Origin of the sequence: Brevundimonas sp. LF-1, from assembly GCF_037055305.1 — a bacterium.
Classification (GTDB): Bacteria; Pseudomonadota; Alphaproteobacteria; order Caulobacterales; family Caulobacteraceae; genus Brevundimonas; species Brevundimonas sanguinis.
The window spans coordinates 1909910-1929686 of record NZ_CP146349.1; the positions used below are offsets into that span (position 1 = coordinate 1909910).

At 68.8% G+C, this 19777-nt stretch carries 16 protein-coding genes and 3 pseudogenes; 11 read left to right on the plus strand and 8 right to left on the minus strand.

The genetic code is table 11. The features are described from left to right. The first annotated feature begins 28 nt into the window (after positions 1-28). The 5 genes from V8F63_RS10590 (at position 29) to V8F63_RS10610 (ending at position 3473) form a co-directional block, all read left to right on the plus strand. Positions 29-340 (plus strand): type II secretion system protein GspJ, encoded by a 312-nt coding sequence (locus V8F63_RS10590; protein WP_392353107.1) that lies wholly within the window; start codon positions 29-31, stop codon positions 338-340. Next, positions 337-1323 carry a type II secretion system minor pseudopilin GspK gene (gene gspK, locus V8F63_RS10595; protein ID WP_134580356.1) on the plus strand — a complete coding sequence of 329 codons (987 nt, stop codon included), beginning with the start codon at positions 337-339 and terminating at the stop codon, positions 1321-1323. Before V8F63_RS10590 ends, gspK begins: the two co-directional genes overlap by 4 nt. 10 nt (positions 1324-1333) lie before the next feature. Then, entirely contained in the window at positions 1334-2437 is a 1104-nt protein-coding gene (gspL, locus tag V8F63_RS10600) for a type II secretion system protein GspL (protein WP_392353108.1), read from the plus strand. Beyond that, positions 2434-2901 (plus strand): type II secretion system protein GspM, encoded by a 468-nt coding sequence (gene gspM / locus V8F63_RS10605; RefSeq protein ID WP_082891463.1) that lies wholly within the window; start codon positions 2434-2436, stop codon positions 2899-2901. The genes gspL and gspM overlap by 4 nt, the downstream gene beginning before the upstream one ends. 233 nt (positions 2902-3134) lie before the next feature. Continuing rightward, complete coding sequence (locus tag V8F63_RS10610) at positions 3135-3473, plus strand: hypothetical protein (protein ID WP_392353109.1); 339 nt, start codon at positions 3135-3137, stop codon at positions 3471-3473. On the opposite strand, the gene V8F63_RS10615 is transcribed toward V8F63_RS10610, so the two are convergent. The 6 genes and pseudogenes from V8F63_RS10615 to V8F63_RS10640 form a co-directional block, all read right to left on the minus strand. Further along, on the minus strand, positions 3470-4189 hold the full coding sequence (locus tag V8F63_RS10615; protein ID WP_392353110.1) for a HAMP domain-containing sensor histidine kinase: 720 nt from the start codon (positions 4187-4189) through the stop codon (positions 3470-3472). The two genes, V8F63_RS10610 and V8F63_RS10615, sit on opposite strands and share 4 nt — an antisense overlap. A 53-nt stretch (positions 4190-4242) precedes the next feature. Then, positions 4243-5187 (minus strand): annotated as a pseudogene (locus V8F63_RS10620) (CHASE2 domain-containing protein); the annotation flags it as partial. After that, complete coding sequence (locus V8F63_RS10625) at positions 5172-5765, minus strand: CHASE2 domain-containing protein (protein ID WP_392353111.1); 594 nt, start codon at positions 5763-5765, stop codon at positions 5172-5174. The pseudogene V8F63_RS10620 and the gene V8F63_RS10625, both read right to left, overlap by 16 nt. A 1-nt stretch (position 5766) precedes the next feature. Then, a complete protein-coding gene (locus tag V8F63_RS10630) occupies positions 5767-6507 on the minus strand; it encodes a hypothetical protein (RefSeq protein WP_392353112.1) in 741 nt (246 codons plus the stop codon). A 617-nt stretch (positions 6508-7124) separates the two neighbouring features. After that, entirely contained in the window at positions 7125-7697 is a 573-nt protein-coding gene (locus V8F63_RS10635) for a response regulator transcription factor (protein WP_392353113.1), read from the minus strand. A gap of 239 nt (positions 7698-7936) precedes the next feature. Further along, entirely contained in the window at positions 7937-8800 is an 864-nt protein-coding gene (locus tag V8F63_RS10640) for a LysR family transcriptional regulator (protein WP_392353114.1), read from the minus strand. 133 nt (positions 8801-8933) lie between these two features. On the opposite strand from V8F63_RS10640, the gene V8F63_RS10645 reads away from it, so the two are divergent. Next, on the plus strand, positions 8934-10436 hold the full coding sequence (locus V8F63_RS10645) for a CoA-acylating methylmalonate-semialdehyde dehydrogenase (protein ID WP_119411716.1): 1503 nt from the start codon (positions 8934-8936) through the stop codon (positions 10434-10436). A gap of 138 nt (positions 10437-10574) precedes the next feature. Here V8F63_RS10645 and V8F63_RS10650 read toward each other — a convergent pair whose 3' ends face one another. Together V8F63_RS10650 and V8F63_RS10655 are read right to left on the minus strand one after the other, a co-directional pair. Continuing rightward, entirely contained in the window at positions 10575-12011 is a 1437-nt protein-coding gene (locus tag V8F63_RS10650) for a short-chain fatty acyl-CoA regulator family protein (RefSeq protein WP_392353115.1), read from the minus strand. Further along, the gene (locus V8F63_RS10655) at positions 11978-12304 is read right to left on the minus strand and encodes a hypothetical protein (protein WP_392353116.1); all 327 of its coding nucleotides are present in this window, start codon (positions 12302-12304) and stop codon (positions 11978-11980) included. Before V8F63_RS10655 ends, V8F63_RS10650 begins: the two co-directional genes overlap by 34 nt. On the opposite strand from V8F63_RS10655, the pseudogene V8F63_RS10660 reads away from it, so the two are divergent. From V8F63_RS10660 to mce, 5 genes and pseudogenes are all read left to right on the plus strand, one after another. Continuing rightward, positions 12203-13664, plus strand: a pseudogene (locus tag V8F63_RS10660) (acyl-CoA carboxylase subunit beta). The gene V8F63_RS10655 and the pseudogene V8F63_RS10660 overlap by 102 nt on opposite strands. Positions 13665-13673: 9 nt before the next feature. Next, complete coding sequence (locus V8F63_RS10665) at positions 13674-15650, plus strand: acetyl/propionyl/methylcrotonyl-CoA carboxylase subunit alpha (RefSeq protein WP_392353117.1); 1977 nt, start codon at positions 13674-13676, stop codon at positions 15648-15650. After that, positions 15651-17030: a methylmalonyl-CoA mutase family protein gene (locus V8F63_RS10670; RefSeq protein ID WP_392353118.1), complete on the plus strand. Its 1380-nt coding sequence runs from the start codon at positions 15651-15653 to the stop codon at positions 17028-17030. Next, positions 17027-19183, plus strand: coding sequence for a methylmalonyl-CoA mutase (scpA, locus tag V8F63_RS10675; protein WP_392353119.1), 2157 nt, complete (start codon positions 17027-17029; stop codon positions 19181-19183). The genes V8F63_RS10670 and scpA overlap by 4 nt, the downstream gene beginning before the upstream one ends. Next, positions 19183-19604, plus strand: a pseudogene (mce, locus tag V8F63_RS10680) (methylmalonyl-CoA epimerase). Before scpA ends, mce begins: the two are co-directional and overlap by 1 nt. The last annotated feature ends 173 nt before the right edge of the window (positions 19605-19777 follow it).

The window sequence follows — 19777 nt, forward strand, 5'->3', positions numbered from 1 at the left end:
GCCCGCATTGCCGGGCGATCCTTTGCTGGTGTTGGCCCGCAGCGGCTGGAGCAACCCGGACGGAGCGCCGCGCGCCTCCCTGCAACGGATCGAGTACCGGCTGGTCGAGGATCGGCTGGAGCGCCGGGTGGCCCCCTATCTGGATGGGGCGCGGGCCGGGCCGCCGCAGGTGCTGTATCGCGGGGTGAAGGACGCCCGCGTCGCCTTCATCCAGAACGGCTCCGAGGCGCCCGCCTTTTCCGCCAGCAGCGACCGGCCCCTGCCGGACGCGGTGCGGGTGACGCTGACGCTCGACGGCTTCGGCCCGGTCGAGCAGCTGTTTCTGGTCGCCGCCGCATGAAGCGGGGCGCGCGCGATCGCCGGGGCATGGCCCTGCTGACCGTCCTGTTGCTGGTGGCGGTGATGGCGGCGCTGTGCGTGGTGCTGCTGGACGATGTGCGCTTTTCGGTGCGCCGCACGACCAACGCCGAGAGTCAGGCGCAGGCGCAAGGCTTTGCGGCGGGGGCCGAGGCGCTGGCGCGACGACGACTGTCCGATCTGGTCCGCGCCGATCCCGCGCGCACGTCGCTTCAGCCGCACTGGAACGGCCGCGTGTTCGCGCTGCCGCTGGAAGACGGCGAGGGGCGGGCGGTGATCCGCGACGGCCAGTCCTGCTTCAACCTGAACAGCCTGGTGCTGGGCCAGGGCGAGGATCTGATCGCGAGGCCTGAAGGGGCGGCGCAGTTCATCGCGCTCGGCGAGGCGCTGGGCGTGCCGCGCGGGCGGATGGCGGCGGTCGCGGCAGCCTTGACCGACTGGATGGACGGCGACGCCCAGGTGTCGCCGCAGGGGGCGGAAGATTCCACCTACGCCAGCCGCCCGACGCCCTATCGCACCGGCGGGGTAATGCTGGCCGAGGTTAGCGAACTGCGCGCCGTGACGGGGGTGGACGACGAACTTTATCGGCGTCTGAGGCCGCATCTGTGCGCCTTGCCCGAGGCGCGGCTGTCGCCCTTGAACCCCAATACGCTGGAGCCGCAGGACGCCGTGCTTCTGGTCGCGATCAGCCGGGGCGTGGTGGGGCTGAATGCGGCCAAGTCGGCGATCGCGGCGCGCCCGGCCGCGGGCTGGTCCAGCCCCGACGCCTTCTGGGCCCAGCCCGCCCTGTCAGGCGTGGTCGTCGATGAAGAAGCCAAAGGTCAGATCACCCTGGCCACCCGCTATTTCGACCTGAGGGTCGAGATCGAGCACGGCGACGCCCGCGCCGTCCGCACCGCCCTGATCCACGTCGCGCCCGATGGCGCGGCGCGCACCGTCATCCGCCGCTGGACGCCAGAAGAATGAGCCCCAGGACATGAGCCACGCCCGCATCCTGTTCATCCCGACCCACGCGACCTTGCCCGCGCGTTTCCTACTGGTTGATCGCGAGGGCCGCGTCGTCGCGCGCGGCGAGCTGGACCCGCATCAGGCCGAAGCCCCGCCGTCGATCCGCACAATCGCTGTGGCGCCCGGTGCCGACGTCATGACGCGCTGGCTGGATCTGCCGCAGGGCAATATGGCCCAGGCCAGAGCCGCCGCACGCTGGGCGCTGCGCGATCAGGCGGCGGGCGAGGTCGACGGGCTGGACGTGGCCCTGAGCGCGGCGCCTGCCGACGGCGGCCTGCGCCTGACGGCGGCGGTGTCGTCCAAGCTGCTGCAGGCCTGGCTGCGCTGGATGGAGACCTTCGACATCCGGCCTGACGCCGTCGTGCCGGACAATCTTTGCCTGCCCGCGCCGCTGGAGGCTGAGACGTGGACCGCTGCGCAGATGGGCGCGGACGTGGCTTTGCGCGGTCCGACCTTCGCCGTGACGGTTCAGCCTGATCTGGTGGAGGCGATGGCGGCGGGGCGCGCGCTCGACTGGGTGGAAGGCGAGGCCCTGGAGGCGGCTCTGGCGGCGGGGGCGATGGCGGTGCCGGTCGATCTGTTGCAGGTCCATGATCGGCGCGAGCGCGGGCAGGCGGCGAAGGGCTGGCGTCTTGCGGCGGGTCTGGCGGCGGCCCTGTTGATCTCGCCGCTGATCATGATGGCGGCGGAAGGTCTGCGTGATCGGGCGGCGGCGGACGGCGCCGGAGCGGAGGCGAGGATCGGGGCGGTGAAACTCTATCCCGAACTGGCGACGACGAAGGATGCGGCGGCCGAAGCCTTGCGCCGTCTGGACGCTGGGCCGCCGCCGGGCGGAACTGCGCGCGCGATGTCCGCCGTTTTCGCCGCCGTCGAGCGCGTGCCGGGCGCCGAACTGGATGACGCGACCTTGGGCGGCGAAGGGCTGCGGGTCACGATGAACCACGCGGCCTTTAATGATCTGGACGCCGTGCGCGCCGATCTGGCCGAGGCCGGTCTGGCGGTGGTCGACGAAACCTCGGCTGAGGAGGGCGGACGGATGATCAGCACGCTGACGATAGGAGGCGACCGATGAAGGCCCTATTCTCTTCCACCGGCGCCTGGTGGGACGGGCGGTCATTACGCGAACGGCGGATGCTGGCGGTCATGGGCGTTGTGGTGCTGGGCGTCATCGCGTGGCTGGGCGTGGTGCGTCCGCTGGAGGGCTGGAAGGCCGATCAGGCGCGCGCCCGCGTCGCGGCTGAGCGGCAGATGGCGCAGGTTCAGACCGCTGTGGCCCAACGAGGCGCGCGACCGACTGAGGCGGTTGACCTGCAGGCGCTCGTCGCGTCGACGGCCTTGACGGCGGGCGTGCAGCCGACGCTAGGCATGTCCGAAGGCGGGCGGCTCGGCTTTCGCCTGGAGCGGGTCACGACGGCCCAGGCCTTCGGCTGGCTGGCGGCGCTCGAGGAAGGCGGGGCGCGGATCGAAGAACTGGGCGTTGTCGAAAACGCCGACGGGACGCTGGGCGTCAGCGGGGCGCTCGCTTCCGGCGCCTAGCGGCTTTTCCGTCTCGGCCCGTTGGTGGGTTGTGGACTTGAGCGTCCGGGCGGGGCAGGTATCGCAATCATGATATCTCGTCTGGCTCTTCCTTTGATCACGCTGGCGGTCCTGGCGGGATGCGCCTCGCCGCCGCGTGTCGAGACCGTACGATCGGCCGCCGTGCCCGATGCTGTGACCGCCTATCGCCTGTTCGAGGGGAAGCTTCGACCGAGACCGACCGCGCGGCGGCTGTGGCGGTACGACAGGCGCTGGCCGCGCGCGGCTGGCGCGAGGTCGACGACAAGACCGCCTGGCGGGTCGAGACGGCCTATGCCGTGCGGCCTCAGAAGACCGGCGTCTTCACCGATGTCGATGCGCGAGACGGCGAATGGACCGAGGCGCCGCGCCTGCCGCAGTTCTGGAGCCGCCGCCGTCAGGTTCATACGTTGAGCCTGATCCTGACAGGGCCGGGTGATGCGCCGGGGGCCTATCGCGTGTCGGCGACTTCGGTCCTGGGGCGAGGTCAGGCCGACGAGGCGCCGGGCCTGCTGGCGGATGCGGCTGTGTCCCAGCTGGGCGCAGTTGACTAGCTGACCGGACTGGCCTGGGGGTCCATCACCCGGGGCAAGGTCAGGATGAAGGTCGCGCCTGGCGATCCGGCCTGGTGACGGATGCTTCCCCCGTGGCGCTCTGCGACCGTGCGGACGAAGGCGAGGCCCAGGCCCGCGCCTCGGTGGTCGGCGCCGCCGTGACCGAAAGCCTGGAACAGGCGCCGGGCGGCGTCTTCGGACAGACCGGGCCCCTGATCGCTGACGCTGAGGACGCAGACCGGGCGGCCGTTTTCTTCGGCGCCGCTCAGGCTGACCTGAATGGTTCCGCCGCTGGGGCCGTATTTCAGGGCGTTGTCCAGCAGATTGGTGGTCAGGCGACGCAGCAGGGCGGGATCGCCCTGAACCAGGAACTCTTCTTCGCCGTCGGGCGTCAGGATGCGGACGCCCTTCTTCGACGCCTGGGGCCACAGGATGTCGGCGGCGTCCATCGCCACCTGACCCAGGTCCATGAGCTCTGAGCGATAGGGCTGGCTCTCGGCGCGGGCCAGCTGCACATAGCCTTCAGCCAGGTCGAGGGTCTGACGCGCGTAATCAGCGATGCGTTTCTGGACCGCTGCGTCCAGACGCGGCGTGGGGCCGTCCAGCAGCGTCAGGATCGACACCTGGGGCGCGCGCATGTCGTGGCTGAGCAGTTGCAGCGCCTCGGTGCGCTGGCGCTCGGCGGCGCGGAAACGGGTCATGTCGGCGAAGCGCACGATGTGGCCGACCGGCTGCCCCTCGGCGTCGGTCAGGACCGAGGCCGCCGCCTTCAGGATACGGCCGTCGGGCGTGGCGATCTCGCCGGGATCGCCGTCCGGGTCGAGGAAGCGGCGCCAGGCGGGCTCGCCCAGCGACTGGAACAGCAGGGGCAGGTCGGAGTCCCCTGCAACTGGTCGCCGAACAGGGCCTCGGCCCGGTCGTTGGACAGGATGATGCGGGCGTAGGGGTCGGCCACCACCGTGGCGTCGGGCAGGCTGCGCAGAGCGTCGGAGATGAAGCGTTCGAGGTCGCGGACTTGGCGCACGGCGGCGCGCAGGGCGTCGACCTGACGGGCCACGACGTCGCCGCCTCGGGCCGGGCTCGTCAGGCGCACGCCGTCGCGCTCGAAGGCCTCGACCTCGCTTTGCATATAGGCCGAGGCGGCGGCCAGACGACGCCAGCTCCACAGCGGATAGGCCAGAGCCAGACCCGCCACGGCCGCCGAGGGCGGGAACCACAGCCCGCCGGCCAGGAAGGCCAGCGATGTGGCGAACAGGGTCAGGATGATCAGGCCGACGCCCAGCGCCATATTGGCCGCCGGACGCAGGATCAGAAAGCCGACGATCAGCAGGCTGAGCGGCAGCAGGGACAAGGCCAGCACCCACCCGTGCGAAAGGCTGCGCGGGCCGCCGCCTTGCAGCAGGGTTTGCAGCAGGGCGGCCTGCACCTCGACGCCGGGGCGTAGCTCGCCCTGCGGCGTGGCCGGAGTGGCGTAGCGGTCGCCCAGTCCCGGCGCGGTGGCCCCGACCAGCACCATACGGTCTTTCAGAAAGTCGGCGGGCGTCTCGCCGTTGAGAACGTCTACGAAAGACAGGGTGCGGAAGGCGCCTGGCGGGCCGCGATAGACCACGGCCTCCGATGCGGCGGGATAGAGGGCGTCATCGGCCTGTGGCGCGGGCGGCGGCGGGATGGCGGTTCTCGTGGCGGCCAGAGGCAGGATCAGATGCGGCCAACTCTGATCGCCCGACTGGAGATAAAGGGGAGGCGGCGCACGACGCCGTCGTTGTCGACCGTCAGATTAACGTGACCCATTCCCGCTGCGGCCGTGGCCAGTCGGGCGGCGGGGGCGTCTTCGCGAAAGGCGGAGCCGTTCAGGCCCGGCGCATCCACGACGACCGGGAGCTGGACCTTGCCGTTGCGGGTCAAGGCGACGGCCAGCGGCTCATCCTGCGACGAGGGCTCGGTGAACAGGACATCGTAGGCGACCGGCCCGGCGCCCGCCTCGGTCAGGCGGTCGATCAGGCGGGCGTGCAGGTCGCGCGGCCAGGGCCATTGGCCCAGGGCCTCCAGACTGCGGTCGTCGATGGCGATGATGACGATGGTCTCGTCAGCCGGCCCGGCCTTGGCCCGCATCAGGGCGTCATAGACTAGGTGGTCGGGCCCGTCGGCGACCGGCGTCAGCGCCAGCCAACTGATCAGCAGGGCGGATGAAGCCGCAACGACGACCCATTCGACCAGGGCGCGGCGACCGGTGAGGCGAGCGCCGAACCAGCGTTTCCAGCCGCCTTTCAGCCTGGAAGGCGCGGGCGCCACCCTAGCGCCCGATGCGCAGCTGTTGCGGCTCGGACCAGGCTTCCAGCAGGCGGCCGAAACGGTGACGTGCGCTCTGCACGCGCCAGCTGTAGACGCCCGGCGGCAGGTCGCTGAGGGTGAAGGCTTCGTCGGTCAGGCCGGGCTGGTCGATCAGAAGCGGGCCGTCGACGCCGCCGTCTTCAGCCTCGCGCCACAACTGGAAGCGGAAGGCGGCTTCGCCCACGCCCTCGGCCTCCCAGCGGAAGCGATAGAAACGCCTGCGGTCGCGCTGGTCCATCGCCGAGGCCAGTCCGCCGACGCCGTTGCGGACGCGGATGAAGCTGTAGGTCGTGGCCTTGCCCTCCAGCCCCTCGGGCGACAGGGCGGTCAGGCGCAGGAAGTAGGCGCCTTCGTCCAGGTCTCCGAACGCCAGCAGGCCGCCGGGCGCGCTGTCGGCCTCTGCGAAGGATTCGATCATGCCGGCGTCCTGGGCGATGCGGCCGCGATAGCGCTCGGCGCCCGCCAGGGGCTGGATCTCGAACACGACCTGGGCCTGGGTCTGAGGCGCGTCGGGGCGGGCGAGGGCGGGCGCGGGCAACAGAGGCAGCAGGCGAACGGCGCCTGCGGCGGCGCTGACGCCCTGATCGGCGGCGGCCAGCGCTTCGTCCTCGCCGGAGGCCACGACGACAGCGCCTTCCAGCACTTCGGTGGCCGACCGTTCGCTGGCTTCGTCGAAGGAGACGCGGAAGTCGGTGCCGCGCACGGCCGAAACCGAGACGGGGGTGCGGATGGCGAAGCCCCCGGGCGGGTGCGCGGCGTGACCCTGGATTCCGCGCGGCCCGCCTCGACCGTCAGGGCGTGATCGACGGTGCCGTTGATGGCGTAGCGGCGCAGGCGGCTGACGCGCACGCGGCTGTTGGAAGGCACCACCACATGGCTGCCGTCCGACAGGGACAGGCGGACGAAGGCGTTGGCGCCGGTGCTCAGGACGGCGGACTCACGAACGATCTGACCGGCTGTGGGCGCGGCCGCGACGCCGCCCTGATGCAAGGTTACGGCCCCGCGAAAGCCGGCGATGCGCGCCTCGTCCGGATCGGCGCGCAGCAGATCCACGGGCAAGGCCAGAGTGCGTCCGATCGACAGGCGGCGCGGGTTTACGACGCGGTTCTCGCGTTGCACCCGACGGTAATCCAGCGGCCGGTTCATATAGGCGGTCGCGAGGTCGATCAGGGTGTCGCCGGGGCGAACCACATAGTCGAGGGTCTCGGTCGGGCGTGCAGGGGCGGTCGACTGCGCCGCCGCCGGGGCCGCCGACAGCAGAACCGCAGCCGCCAGAACACAGGACCAGTTGGACTTCATGCCTCGCCTCATCCGCGGACCTCAGGCGTCGATGGCGGAATCGGCCCCCGCGACGCGCTCAAGGCGGTAACCGTAGCTGTAAATGGGTGTGAGGCGGAAGCCTTGCTCTGGCCGCAACTCCAGCTTGTTGCGCACCCGCGAGACGTGCATGTCCAGCGAGCGGCTGTTCAGGTTGGGCTCATTGCCCCAGACCGTTTCCAGAATATAGGTGCGCGACAGCGCCCGATGCAGGTTGCGGAACAGCAGCAGGGCCAGGGCGTATTCCTTGGCCGTCAAGGCGATGGTCTCGCCATTGCGCGCCACGCTGCCTGCCGCCTGGTGAAAGACGATGTCGTCGTAGGTCTCTATGCCCGGCGTGACCGGCTGGGCGTAGGCGCGGCGGATCAGGGCGTTGATACGTGCGGCCAGCACCGGCTTGGACAGAGGTTTGGGCAGATAATCGTCAGCCCCGGCGTCCAGGCCCGCGACCACGTCTTCGTCCTCGGCGCGGCTGGTGACCAGCAGCATGGGCGGCGCGGGCTTCAGATTGTTCCGCGCCCAGGTCAGGATTTCCAGCCCCGACCGATCCGGCAGGTTCCAGTCGACAATGATCATGTCGAAGGTGTCCTTGCGCAGCGCCGAGATCAGCGCCTGGCCTCGCGAAAAAGAGTGGCGCGATAACCGGCGTCCTCGACCACGTCGGAGATGAACTCCAACTGGACAGGATCGTCGTCCAACACCGCGATTTTCATAGTTCTGCACGCTCCGGGGAATGGCTGAACCATAGCCGTGGAAGTGGCGCATTAGGCGAGTGTAAAATGTAAAATATAGTCACCTCGCGGAAAGGTTGAAATTCACTGTGACAAGCCTGGCAGCGGCGTCAAGCGGGGCGCCTGATCGCGGCACAGGGACTTGATCCAGCGCCGCACTGTTTTCAGCCGGGCGGCGCCGTGAACCTCGCGGTGGGTGCTGAGCCAGAAGCGGCGCTCGATGAGCACCTGATCGGGCAGAATCCGCGTCAGTCCCTCGGCCAGGAAGCAGGGCAGGACGCCGATGCCGCCGCCCGCCGCCACCATGTCCCGCTGGGCGCGGATGGACGAGGACGCCAGTCGCGGCCGCAGGTTGGGGCGGATCTCCTCCAGGTAGCGCAGCTCGGGCGCATAGATCAGGTCGTCAACATAGCCGACCATGTCGAAGCGGTTCAGGTCGTCGATGCTCTGCGGGGCGCCGTGCCGTTCCAGGTGTTCGGGGGCGGCGTAGAGCGCCAGCTGATAGGTTGTCAGCGGCTCGACGATCAGGCGCGGGCTGTCGGCGGGGCTGAGGGTGATGGCCATGTCCACCTCGCGGCGGCTGGGCGACAGGAAGCCGGAGCTGGCCGCCAGTTCGACGTTCAGTCCCGGATGCGCCGCCAGCAGGCCCGGCAGGGCGGGAGCCAGCACCGCGCCGCCGAAGCCCTCCGAGGCGCTGATCCGCACGGCGCCCGCGACCAGGTCGGGCTGGGTGACGCGCCCGGCGGCCTCCATCGCGCTTTCGGCGTCCAGCGCTCGCTCCAGCAGCTGGGCGCCGGTGGCCGTCAGGTGCAGCCCGGCGGCCGAGCGGACCAGAAGGGTCGACTTCAGCGCCGTCTCCAGCCGCGCCACGCGTCGCCCGACGGTGGCTGCGTCCACGCCCAACCGCTGCGCCGCCGTGGCCAGAGACCCGGCGCGGGCGGCGGCCAAGAATACTCTCAGATCATCCCAGTCGAACATATGCAGATATGCACATCATCACCTGCAAGATTGCAATGGGCCTGACCGGTCCGCTCTGCTAGGGCAGGCTCACGAAGAACCATAATCAGCGGGAGAGACGCCAATGCGCGACATTCGCCACTTCATCGACGGTGCGGCTTTCGAAGGGGCGTCGGGCCGCTTCGGCGACGTCTTCAACCCCAACACCGGCGAGGTTCAAGCCCGGGTCCAGCTGGCGACCGTCAGCGAGATGGACCGCGCGGTGCAGTCGGCGCAGGCCGCCTTCGAAGGCTGGTCCTCGACCAACCCGCAGCGCCGCGCCCGCGTCATGTTCGAGTTCAAGCGCCTGGTCGAGGCGAACATGAACGAACTGGCCGAGATGCTGTCCAGCGAGCACGGCAAGGTCATCGCTGACTCCAAGGGCGACATCCAGCGTGGTCTGGAAGTGATCGAGTTCGCCTGCGGCATCCCGCACGCGCTGAAGGGCGAATACACGCTGGGCGCCGGTCCGGGCATCGACGTCTACTCCTCGCGTCAGGCCCTGGGCGTGGTGGCGGGCATCACCCCGTTCAACTTCCCGGCCATGATCCCGATGTGGATGTTCGGCGTCGCCATCGCCGTCGGCAACACCTTCATCCTGAAGCCGTCCGAGCGCGATCCGTCCGTGCCGGTGCGTCTGGGCGAACTGATGATGGAGGCGGGCGCGCCCAAGGGCGTGCTGAACGTCGTCCACGGCGACAAGACGGCGGTCGACGCCATCCTGGCCCACCCCGACATCCACGCCGTCAGCTTCGTCGGCTCGTCGGACATCGCCCACTACGTCTATCAGACCGGCGCCCAGCACGGGAAACGCGTCCAGGCCATGGGCGGCGCCAAGAACCACGGCATCGTCATGCCCGACGCCGATCTGGATCAGGTCATCAAGGACCTGTCAGGCGCGGCCTATGGCTCGGCGGGCGAGCGCTGCATGGCTCTGCCGGTCGTCGTTCCGGTCGGCAAGAAGACCGCCGATGAACTGCGCGAGCGTCTGGTCGCCGAAATCCCGACCCTGCGCGTCGGCGTCTCGACCGATGATCAGGCGCACTACGGCCCGGTCGTCTCGGCCCAGCACCGCGACCGCGTCGCCGGCTGGATCAGCAAGGGTGTCGAGGAAGGCGCCGAACTGGTCGTCGACGGCCGCGACTTCAGCCTGCAGGGGCATGAGAAGGGCTACTTCATCGGCCCGTCGCTGTTCGACCACGTGACGACCGACATGTCCTCCTATCAGGAAGAGATCTTCGGCCCGGTGCTGCAGATCGTCCGCGCCGCCAACTTCGAAGAGGCGCTGAGCCTGCCGAGCAAGCACCAGTACGGCAACGGCGTCGCCATCTTCACCCAGAACGGCCGCGCGGCCCGCGACTTCGCCGCCCGCGTCAACGTCGGCATGGTGGGCATCAACGTGCCGATCCCGGTGCCGGTGGCCTACCACTCCTTCGGCGGCTGGAAGCGTTCGGGCTTTGGCGACACCAACCAGTACGGCATGGAAGGCGTGAAGTTCTGGACCAAAACCAAGACCGTCACCGCCCGCTGGCCCGACAGCGCGCTGGAGCACGAGGACTCCAGCTTCATCATCCCGACGATGAGCTAACGCCTTTCCTCCCCACGTCAGTGGGGAGGGGGACCACGAAGTGGTGGAGGGGCCTCTTGGGACAGCGGAACCAAGCGGCCCCTCCGTCTCGGCCGCTCCGCGTCCGATCCACCTCCCCATTTCATGGGGAGGAGAAAGTCAGCTCAGCGTATAGGGGATCACCCCGCGCTCGTTCTCCGGCACGGCCAGCATCCGGTCGATCGGCGGGAAGGCCCGCTGGGTGCAGTCCGTCCGCTCGCAGATGCGGCAGTTCACGCCCATGCGGGTCGGGGGGCCGTTGAGGTCCAGTCCATCCGCATAGACCAACTGCGCGGCGTGCTCGATCTCGCATCCCAAACCCAGCGCATAGCGCCGGTCCGGCTCCAGGAACGACCCGCCCGGCTTGGACACGCTCTTGGCGATGCAGACGTAGCGGGCGCCGTCCGGCATTTCCGACAGATTGACCAGAATGCGGTCCGGGGCGCTGAAGGCCTCGTGCACGTTCCACAGCGGGCAGGCGCCGCCGAAGCGGGCGAACTGGAAGCGCGTCGCGCTGTGCCGCTTGGTGATGTTCCCCGCCATGTCCACCCGCGCGAAGTAGAAGGGCACGCCGCGCCATCCGGGCCTCTGTAGCGTGCTCAAGCGGTGGCAGGCCTGCTCAAAGCTGACGTGGAAGCGGTTGCGCAGGCGGTCCACGTCGTGCCGCAGCTCCCGCGCCGCCTCTAGAAAGGCGCGATAGGGCAGCAGCAGCGCCCCCGCCGCATAGTTGGCCAGACCGACCCGGCACACGTCGCGCGCGGCGGGAATGTCGAATGCGGCGCGGTCCAGTTCGTGCTCGATCAGATCCTCGAACCGTAAGCGAACCAGCTGGTGCGCCATCTGGAAGGCGCGGGTGGCGCCCGGCAGGCTGGCGTCGACGTACAGGATGCGCGCGCTCGGATCGAAGCGCCGCATGGCGCCGCGCGCCTGGCCCGTGGCGACGCGCACGCCGCACAGGTCGTTGAGGGCCGTCTCCAACTCGCGCTCAGGGTGGACGCCGTCGCCGAGGTTCAGCTGAGCGGCCAGATCCTCCGCCGCCCGGTCCAGGGCGTCGATGTAGTTGTCGCGATAGTGGAAGAAGTCGCGCACCGCCTCATAGGGCAGGGCTGGGGCGGCGACCGTGGCGCGTTCGTCGCGGCCCAGGGTCTCGTTCAGGGTCTTCAACCGCTCGTCCAGGCGGCGATAGTCCTGGTGCAGGGCCAGGAACTGTCGCGCCAGCCGGGGCGCGTTCATGGCCGCCTGCTTCAGCTCGCCCGCCGTCGGCGCCTCGGCGTGGCCGGCGACGTCGGTGGTCGCCTCGCGCAGGTCGGCGATCAGGCGGGCGTCGCCGTCCAGATCGAACAGGCTGGCATCCACGTCGAAGGCGCGCGTCAGGGCGATCAGCACCCGCGCCGTGGCCGGGCGCTGGTTGGTCTCGATCTGCGACAGATAGGACGGCGACAGCGCCAGCCCCCGCGCATTGTTCCAGCGTCCAGCCGCGCGCTTCGCGCAGCTTGCGGACCTTGGTCCCGAGGTAGAGTTTTTCAGCCATGGTTGTTGGGCATTGCAACTTTGCAAAAACGCCTGTCCGCCTTGGCAGGCTTACGCACTTGGAAGCCTTTTGCAAAGTTGCGATTGCCTTTTTGCAACCAAGCGGCTTGTTGGACTCTGAACGAAGTCAGGGAGTCGCCCAACCATGAGCCAGGCCATCCTCGAGGAGCCTCGAGCGCCGTCGCGCCGCCGCCAAGCTGGGCGGGGGCGAGAAGCGCATCGCCAGCCAGCACGCCAAGGGCAAGCTGACCGCCCGCGAACGCATCGGCGTCCTGCTGGACGAAGGCTCCTTCGAAGAGACCGACATGTTCGTGGAGCATCGCAGCCACGACTTCGGCATGGAGAAGCAGCGCATCCCGGGCGACGGCGTCGTCACCGGGCGCGGCACCATCAACGGCCGTCTGGTCTATGTCTTTTCGAAGGACTTCACCGTGTTCGGCGGCTCGCTGTCGGGCGCTCACGCGGCCAAGATCGTCAAGATCCAGAAGATGGCCCTGACGGCGGGCGCGCCGATCATTGGCCTGTTCGACGCCGGCGGCGCGCGCATTCAGGAAGGGGTGGAGTCGCTGGCGGGCTACGCCGACATCTTCCTGCAGAACACCCTGGCGAGCGGCGTCATTCCGCAGATCTCGGTCATCATGGGGCCGTGCGCGGGCGGCGACGTCTATTCGCCCGCCATCACCGACTTCATCTTCATGGTGAAGGACACCTCCTACATGTATGTGACCGGCCCCGACGTGGTGAAGACGGTCACCAACGAGGTGGTCAGCCACGAGGACCTGGGCGGCGCCCGCGTCCACGCGGGCAAGTCGGGCGTCGCCGACGGCGCCTTCGAGAACGATCTGGAGGCCCTGTCGGAGGTGCGCCGCCTGATCGGCTTCCTGCCGCTGTCGAACCGCGAGACGCCGCCGGTCCGCGAAACCTATGACGAGCCGGATCGCGACGAGGCCAGCCTCGACACCCTGGTCCCGGCCAATCCGAACCAGCCCTATGACATGAAGGAGCTGATCCTGAAGACGGTCGATGAGGCCGACTTCTTCGAGATCGGCGCCGACTTCGCCAAGAACATCATCTGCGGCTTCGGCCGTCTGGACGGCCAGCCGGTCGGCATCGTCGGCAACCAGCCCCAGACCCTGGCGGGCGTGCTGGACATCGACTCAAGCCGCAAGGCCGCGCGCTTCGTGCGCTTCTGCGACGCCTTCCACATCCCGCTGGTGACCTTCGTCGACGTGCCGGGCTTCATGCCGGGCACCAAGCAGGAGTACGGCGCCCTGATCAAGCACGGCGCCAAGCTGCTGTTCGCCTATGCCGAGGCCACCGTGCCCAAGCTGACGGTCATCACGCGCAAGGCCTATGGCGGCGCCTATGACGTCATGAGCCAAGCACCTGCGCGGCGACGTCAACTACGCCTGGCCCACCGCCGAGATCGCGGTCATGGGCGCCAAGGGCGCGGTCGAGATCATCTTCCGCAAGGAGGCCGGCGATCCCGAGGCCCTGGCCGCGCGCGAGGCCGAATACAAGGAACGCTTCGCCAACCCCTTCGTAGCGGCCGGGCTCGGCTACATCGACGACGTCATCATGCCCCACGGCACCCGCCGTCGCCTGATCAAGGCGCTGAAGACGCTGAAGAACAAGACCCAGGAAAATCCCTGGAAGAAGCACGACAACATCCCGCTGTAAGGCCCAGAAATGTTCGATAAAATTCTGATCGCCAACCGCGGCGAGATTGCTGTTCGCGTCATCAAGACCTGCCGTCGCATGAGCATCAAAACGGTGGTCGTCTACTCCGACGCCGACGCCGGGTCGCTGGCCTGCGAGATGGCGGACGAGACGGTTCACATCGGCCCGTCGCCCGCCGCCCAGTCCTATCTGATCCAGGACAAGATCGTGGACGCCGTGAAGCAGACGGGGGCGCAGGCCGTGCACCCTGGCTTCGGCTTCCTGTCGGAAAACGCCGGGTTTGCGCGCCGGCTGAAGGCCGAGGGCATCGCCTTCATCGGGCCGACCCCCGAGGCGATCGACGCCATGGGCGACAAGATCACGTCGAAGAAGTTCGCCGCCGAGGCGGGCGTCTCGACCGTGCCGGGCCACATGGGCCTGATCGAAACGCCGGACGAGGCGGTGAAGATCGCGCGCGAGATCGGCTATCCGGTCATGATCAAGGCGTCGGCCGGGGGCGGGGGCAAGGGCATCCGCGTCGCCCATTCGGACGACGACATGGCCGAGGGCTTCGCCGCCGTGAAGGCCGAGGCGCTGAACGCCTTCGGCGACGACCGCGTCTTCCTTGAGAAGTTCATCGTCGACCCGCGCCACATCGAGATTCAGGTGCTGGGCGACAAGCACGGCAACGTCATCCACCTGTTCGAGCGTGAATGCTCGATCCAGCGCCGCAACCAGAAGGTCATCGAAGAGGCGCCGTCGCCCCTGCTGGACGAGGCGACCCGCGCAGCCATGGGGGCGCAGGCCGTCGCCCTGGCCAAGGCGGTGAACTATGACTCGGCGGGCACGGTCGAGTTCGTCGCCGGTCAGGACAAGTCCTTCTTCTTCCTGGAGATGAACACCCGTCTGCAGGTCGAGCATCCGGTGACGGAGCTGATCACCGGCGTCGATCTGGTCGAGCAGATGATCCGCTCGGCCTGGGGCGAACAGCTGGCGATCAAGCAGGACGACCTGTCGATCAACGGCTGGGCCATCGAGAGCCGCATCTACGCCGAAGACCCCTATCGCGGCTTCCTGCCGTCGATCGGCCGTCTGGTGCGCTATGAGCAGCCGGAAGAGGGCGATCAGGGCGACTATACGGTCCGCAACGATTCCGGCGTCCGCGAGGGCGACGAGATCAGCATGTTCTACGACCCCATGATCGCCAAGCTGTGCGCCTGGGGCGAGACGCGCGACGACGCCGTGCGCGGCATGGCCCGCGCGCTGGAGGACACCCATCTAGCGGGGCTGGGCCACAATGTGCCCTTCCTGGCCGCCGTCATGGATCAGGAACGCTTCCAGTCCGGCCAGCTGTCGACCAGCTACATCAAGGACGAGTTCCCCGAGGGCTTCCACGGCCTGGCGCCGAGCCCCGAGCAGGTGAAGATCCTGATCGCCTCGGCTGTGGCCATGAACGAGGTCATCGCCGAACAGGACGGCGATCCCAGCGAGCGCACCGACTGGACCGTCCTGGTCGACAAGACGGCCTATGAGGTCGAGGTCGGCTATGACGAGGCCGAAGACCTGATCGTCGCCATCGACGGCGAAGAGGTCTCCCTGTCCGAGATCGACTGGCGTCCGGGCCTGTCGCTGTTCAAGGCGGTGCTGGACGAGGACGCCTTCACCGCCGAGGTGAGGCGCGCCGCCGACGGCTTCGACATCCGCCACCGCGCGGCCAAGGCGCGGGTGCGCGTGCTGCGCCCCGACGTGGCGCATCTCTACGCCCTGCTGCCCGAGAAGCAGGCGGCGGACACCTCCAAACTGGTGCTGTCGCCGATGCCGGGTCTGGTGGTCGACATCCCCGTGGCCGAGGGCCAGGAGGTCAAGTCCGGCGAGACGGTCGCCATCATCGAGGCTATGAAGATGCAGAACATCCTCAAGGCCGAGCGCGACGGCAAGGTGAAGGCGGTCAAGGCCAAGGCCGGCGATCCGGTCGCCGCCGACGACGTGCTGGTGGAGTTCGAGTAAATGACCGAGTTCGCCGTCCCGACCCCGCTGGAGTGGCGCGAAGCCGCCGTCAAGGCGCTGAAGGAGCGTCCGCTGGAGAGCCTCATCCATCTGGATGCGGACCATCTGGCGACGAAGCCGCTGTATGGGGCGGCGAATGGCGGCGAGCCGGTGTTCGCGCCCCGGCCCTCGGATTCCGAAGGCCGGGCGTGGGACGTGCGGGCGCTGAATGAGGGCGAGGACGCGGACGCCCTGAACCGCGCCATCCTGACCGATCTGGAGAACGGGGCGGCCTCCGTCCTGATCGCCGGGCCGGTCGCGGCGGACGCAGGCCGATTGGCTCGCGCGCTGGACGGGGTGGCGCTGGAGCTGGCGCCGGTGGCGCTGGACGCGGGGTTCGACGGCGTGAAGGCGGCGGAGGCCCTGTCGGCGGCCGCCAAGGGCTCGCCCCGCGCCAAGCTGGCCTTCCACCTCGACCCGATCTCGGCCTATGCCGAGGCAGGCGGGGCGCCGGGCGGTTTCGCGGCGATCATGGGCGAGACGACCAACGCGGCGGCGACCCACGCGGCGACCTATCCCGAGGCGACGCTGTTCATGGCCTCGGGCCGCGTGGCGCATGAGGCGGGCGGCTCCATCGCGCAGGAACTGGCCTTCGCCGCGTCGTCGGCCGTGGCCTATGTGAAGGCCGCCGTCGAGGCAGATCTGTCGGTCGAGGCGGCGCTGAAGGGCGTGGTTCTGGGCGTCGCCGTGGATCAGGCCTATTTTGACTCTCTGGCGAAAATCCGCGCCCTGCGCCTGATCTGGGCCAGCTTTTCCAAGGCCTTTGGCGTTGAAGTTCAAGCAAAGATCGAAGCGCGCTCGTCGCGGCGGATGCTGTCGGCGCGCGATCCGTGGCCGAACATGCTGCGTCTGACGGCGGCCGGGTTCGCCGGGGCCGTGGGCGGGGCCGATGCGGTGGTGCTGGACAGCTTCACCCGCGCGGCCGGCCTGCCGGACGACTTCGCCCGGCGTCAGGCGCGCAACACCCAGTTGATCCTGATGGAGGAGTCCAACCTGGGCCGCGTGGACGATCCGGCCAGCGGCTCCTGGTATCTGGACGCGCGCACCCGCGAACTGGCCGAGGCCGCCTGGGCCGAGTTTCAGGTCTATGAAGCCGAAGGCGGCGTCATCGCCTGTCTGGAGGGCGGGGTGATCCAGCCCCGCATCGCTCGCGCCCGCGACATGGCTGAGAAGGCGTATCGGGACGGCGCTGCTCAGATCGTCGGCGTCACCAAATTCGTCGACCCGGATGTGCGCCCCGCGCACGTGACGCCTGCGCCCGCCGCGCCTGCCGTCATCGGGGCGTTCGAGGCCTTGTCGCCTGTCCGCTTCGCCGCCGCCTTCGAGGAGGCCGCCCAATGAGTTTCCCTGACTTCTCCAAGATCGCCCTCGACCTCGACGCCACCGGCGCCGGGCCTGAGCGCGCGCCGTGGACCACGCCCGAAGGTCTGACGGTCGAGACCGCCTACGGCCCCGGGGCCGTCCAGGGGTTGGACTTCATCCACGGCCTGCCTGGCTTCGCTCCCTTCGTGCGCGGGCCCTATCCGACCATGTATGCGGGCGCGCCGTGGACCATCCGCCAGTATGCGGGCTTCTCGACCGCCGAGGAGTCCAACGCCTTCTATCGCCGCAACCTGGCCGCCGGTCAGAAGGGCCTGTCGGTCGCCTTCGATCTGGCCACCCACCGGGGCTATGATCTGGACCACCCGCGGGTGAAGGGCGACGTCGGCATGGCGGGCGTGGCCATCGACAGCATTCTGGACATGCGGACCCTGTTCGACGGCATTCCGCTGGACCAGATGTCGGTGTCCATGACGATGAACGGGGCGGTGCTGCCGATCCTGGCGCTCTACGTCGTGGCGGGCGAGGAGCAGGGCGTCGATCACGCCAAGCTGACCGGGACCATTCAGAACGACATTCTGAAGGAGTTCATGGTCCGCAACACCTACATCTATCCGCCCGCGCCCTCGATGCGGATCATCGCCGACATCTTCGAGTGGACGGCGAAGGAAACGCCCAAGTTCAACTCCATCTCCATCTCCGGCTATCACATGCAGGAGGCGGGGGCGTCCGCGGACATCGAGCTGGCCTATACCCTGTCGGACGGGATCGAATACCTGCGCGCGGGCAAGGCGGCGGGCATGGAGATCGACCGCTTCGCGCCGCGCCTGAGCTTCTTCTGGGCCATCGGCATGAACTACTTCATGGAGGTGGCCAAGATGCGCGCCGGTCGCCTGCTGTGGGCCGAGGCGGTGAAGCGCGAAGGCGGCGTCAATCCGAAGTCGCTCAGCTTGCGGACCCACTGCCAGACCTCGGGCTGGTCGCTGGCGGCGCAGGACGTGTTCAACAATGTGCCCCGCACCATGGTCGAGTGCATGGCGGCGGCGGGCGGCCAGACGCAGAGCCTGCACACCAATGCGCTTGACGAGGCGCTGGCCCTGCCGACCGACTTCTCCGCCCGGATCGCGCGCAACACCCAGATTCTGGCGCAGGCCGAGACGGGCCTGACCCGCGTCATCGACCCGTGGGGCGGCAGCTTCTACGTCGAGCGCCTGACCCAGGAGCTGGCGACCAAGGCCCGCGCCCTGATGGAGGAGGTCGAGGCCTATGGCGGCATGGCCAAGGCCATTGAGGCGGGCATCCCCAAGCTGCGGATCGAAGAGTCCGCCGCCAAGACCCAGGCCCGCATCGACACCGGCCAGCAGACGGTCGTGGGGGTGAACAAATATCTGAACCCCGTGGTCGACGACATTCCGATGCTGAAGGTCGACAACGCCGAAGTGCGCGCTCGCCAGATCGAGAAGCTGCAACGGCTGAAGGCCGAGCGCGACGAGGCGGCGACGCAAGGTGCGCTGGACGCCCTGACCGAGGGCGCGCGCGGGAACGCCAACCTGATGGAGCTGGCGGTGCGGGCGGCCCGCGCCAAGGCCACCGTCGGCGAAATCTCCGACGCGCTCGAGGCCGCCTTCGGCCGCCACATCGCTACCGTGAAGACGGTGTCGGGCGTCTACGCCAAGGAGGCCGGGAACGATCCCAAAGTCGCCCGCGCCCGCTCGATGGTCGCGGCCTTTGTCGAGAACGACGGCGGCCCGCCGCGCATCCTGATCGCCAAGCTGGGCCAGGACGGGCACGACCGGGGCCAGAAGGTCGTCGCCACCGGCTACGGCGACATCGGCTTCGACGTCACGGCGGGGGCGCTGTTCCAGACGCCCGCCGAGGCCGCGCGCGATGCGGTCGAGAAGAACGTCCATGCGGTCGGCGCCTCGTCGCTGGCGGCGGGGCACCTGACGCTGGTGCCCGAACTCAAGGCCGAACTGGCTAAGCTGGGGCGCGAGGACATCATGATCGTGGTCGGCGGCGTCATTCCGCCGTCGGACGTGCAGCCTCTGCTCGATATGGGCGCGGCCGCCGTCTATCCGCCCGGCTCGGTCATCGCCGAGACGGCTGTGGACCTGATCGAAAAGCTGAACCAGCGCCTGGGCTATGCCCAGCCCGCGCCTGCGGAGAAGAAATAATGATCGGCGCTCTCAACCACGTCGGCGTCGCCACGCCTTCCATCGCCGAGTCGATCAAACTGTACCGCGACATCCTGGGCGCGACGAAGATCGGCGAGCCGTTCGACCTGCCGGCCCAGGGGTGAAGGTCTGCTTCATCGACACACCCACGGCCCAGGTCGAACTGATCGAGCCCTACGACGAGACCAGCCCGATCACCGGCTTCCTGGCCAAGAACCCCAAGGGCGGCCAGCACCATGTCTGCTTCGAGGTGGCGGACATCCACGCGGCTATCGCCGGGATGCGCGCCAAGGGCGTGACCATCCTCGGCACCGGCGAGCCTCGCATCGGCGCACACGGCACGCCGGTGGTCTTCCTGCACCCTAAGGAGATGGGCGGGGTGCTGGTCGAACTGATGGAGACGCCGAAAGAGGCGCACTGAGCTTCGGTTTTGTAAACCGATGCGAGCAAAAGGCCCGGTCGCGAGACCGGGCTTTTTCTTGATGCCTACTCCGCCGTCATCCTCGGACTTGATCCGAGGATCGGGCTATCCGCCTGCGGGACGGCGGACAGGAAGAGCCCCTCGATCCTCGGATCAAGTCCGAGGATGACGGT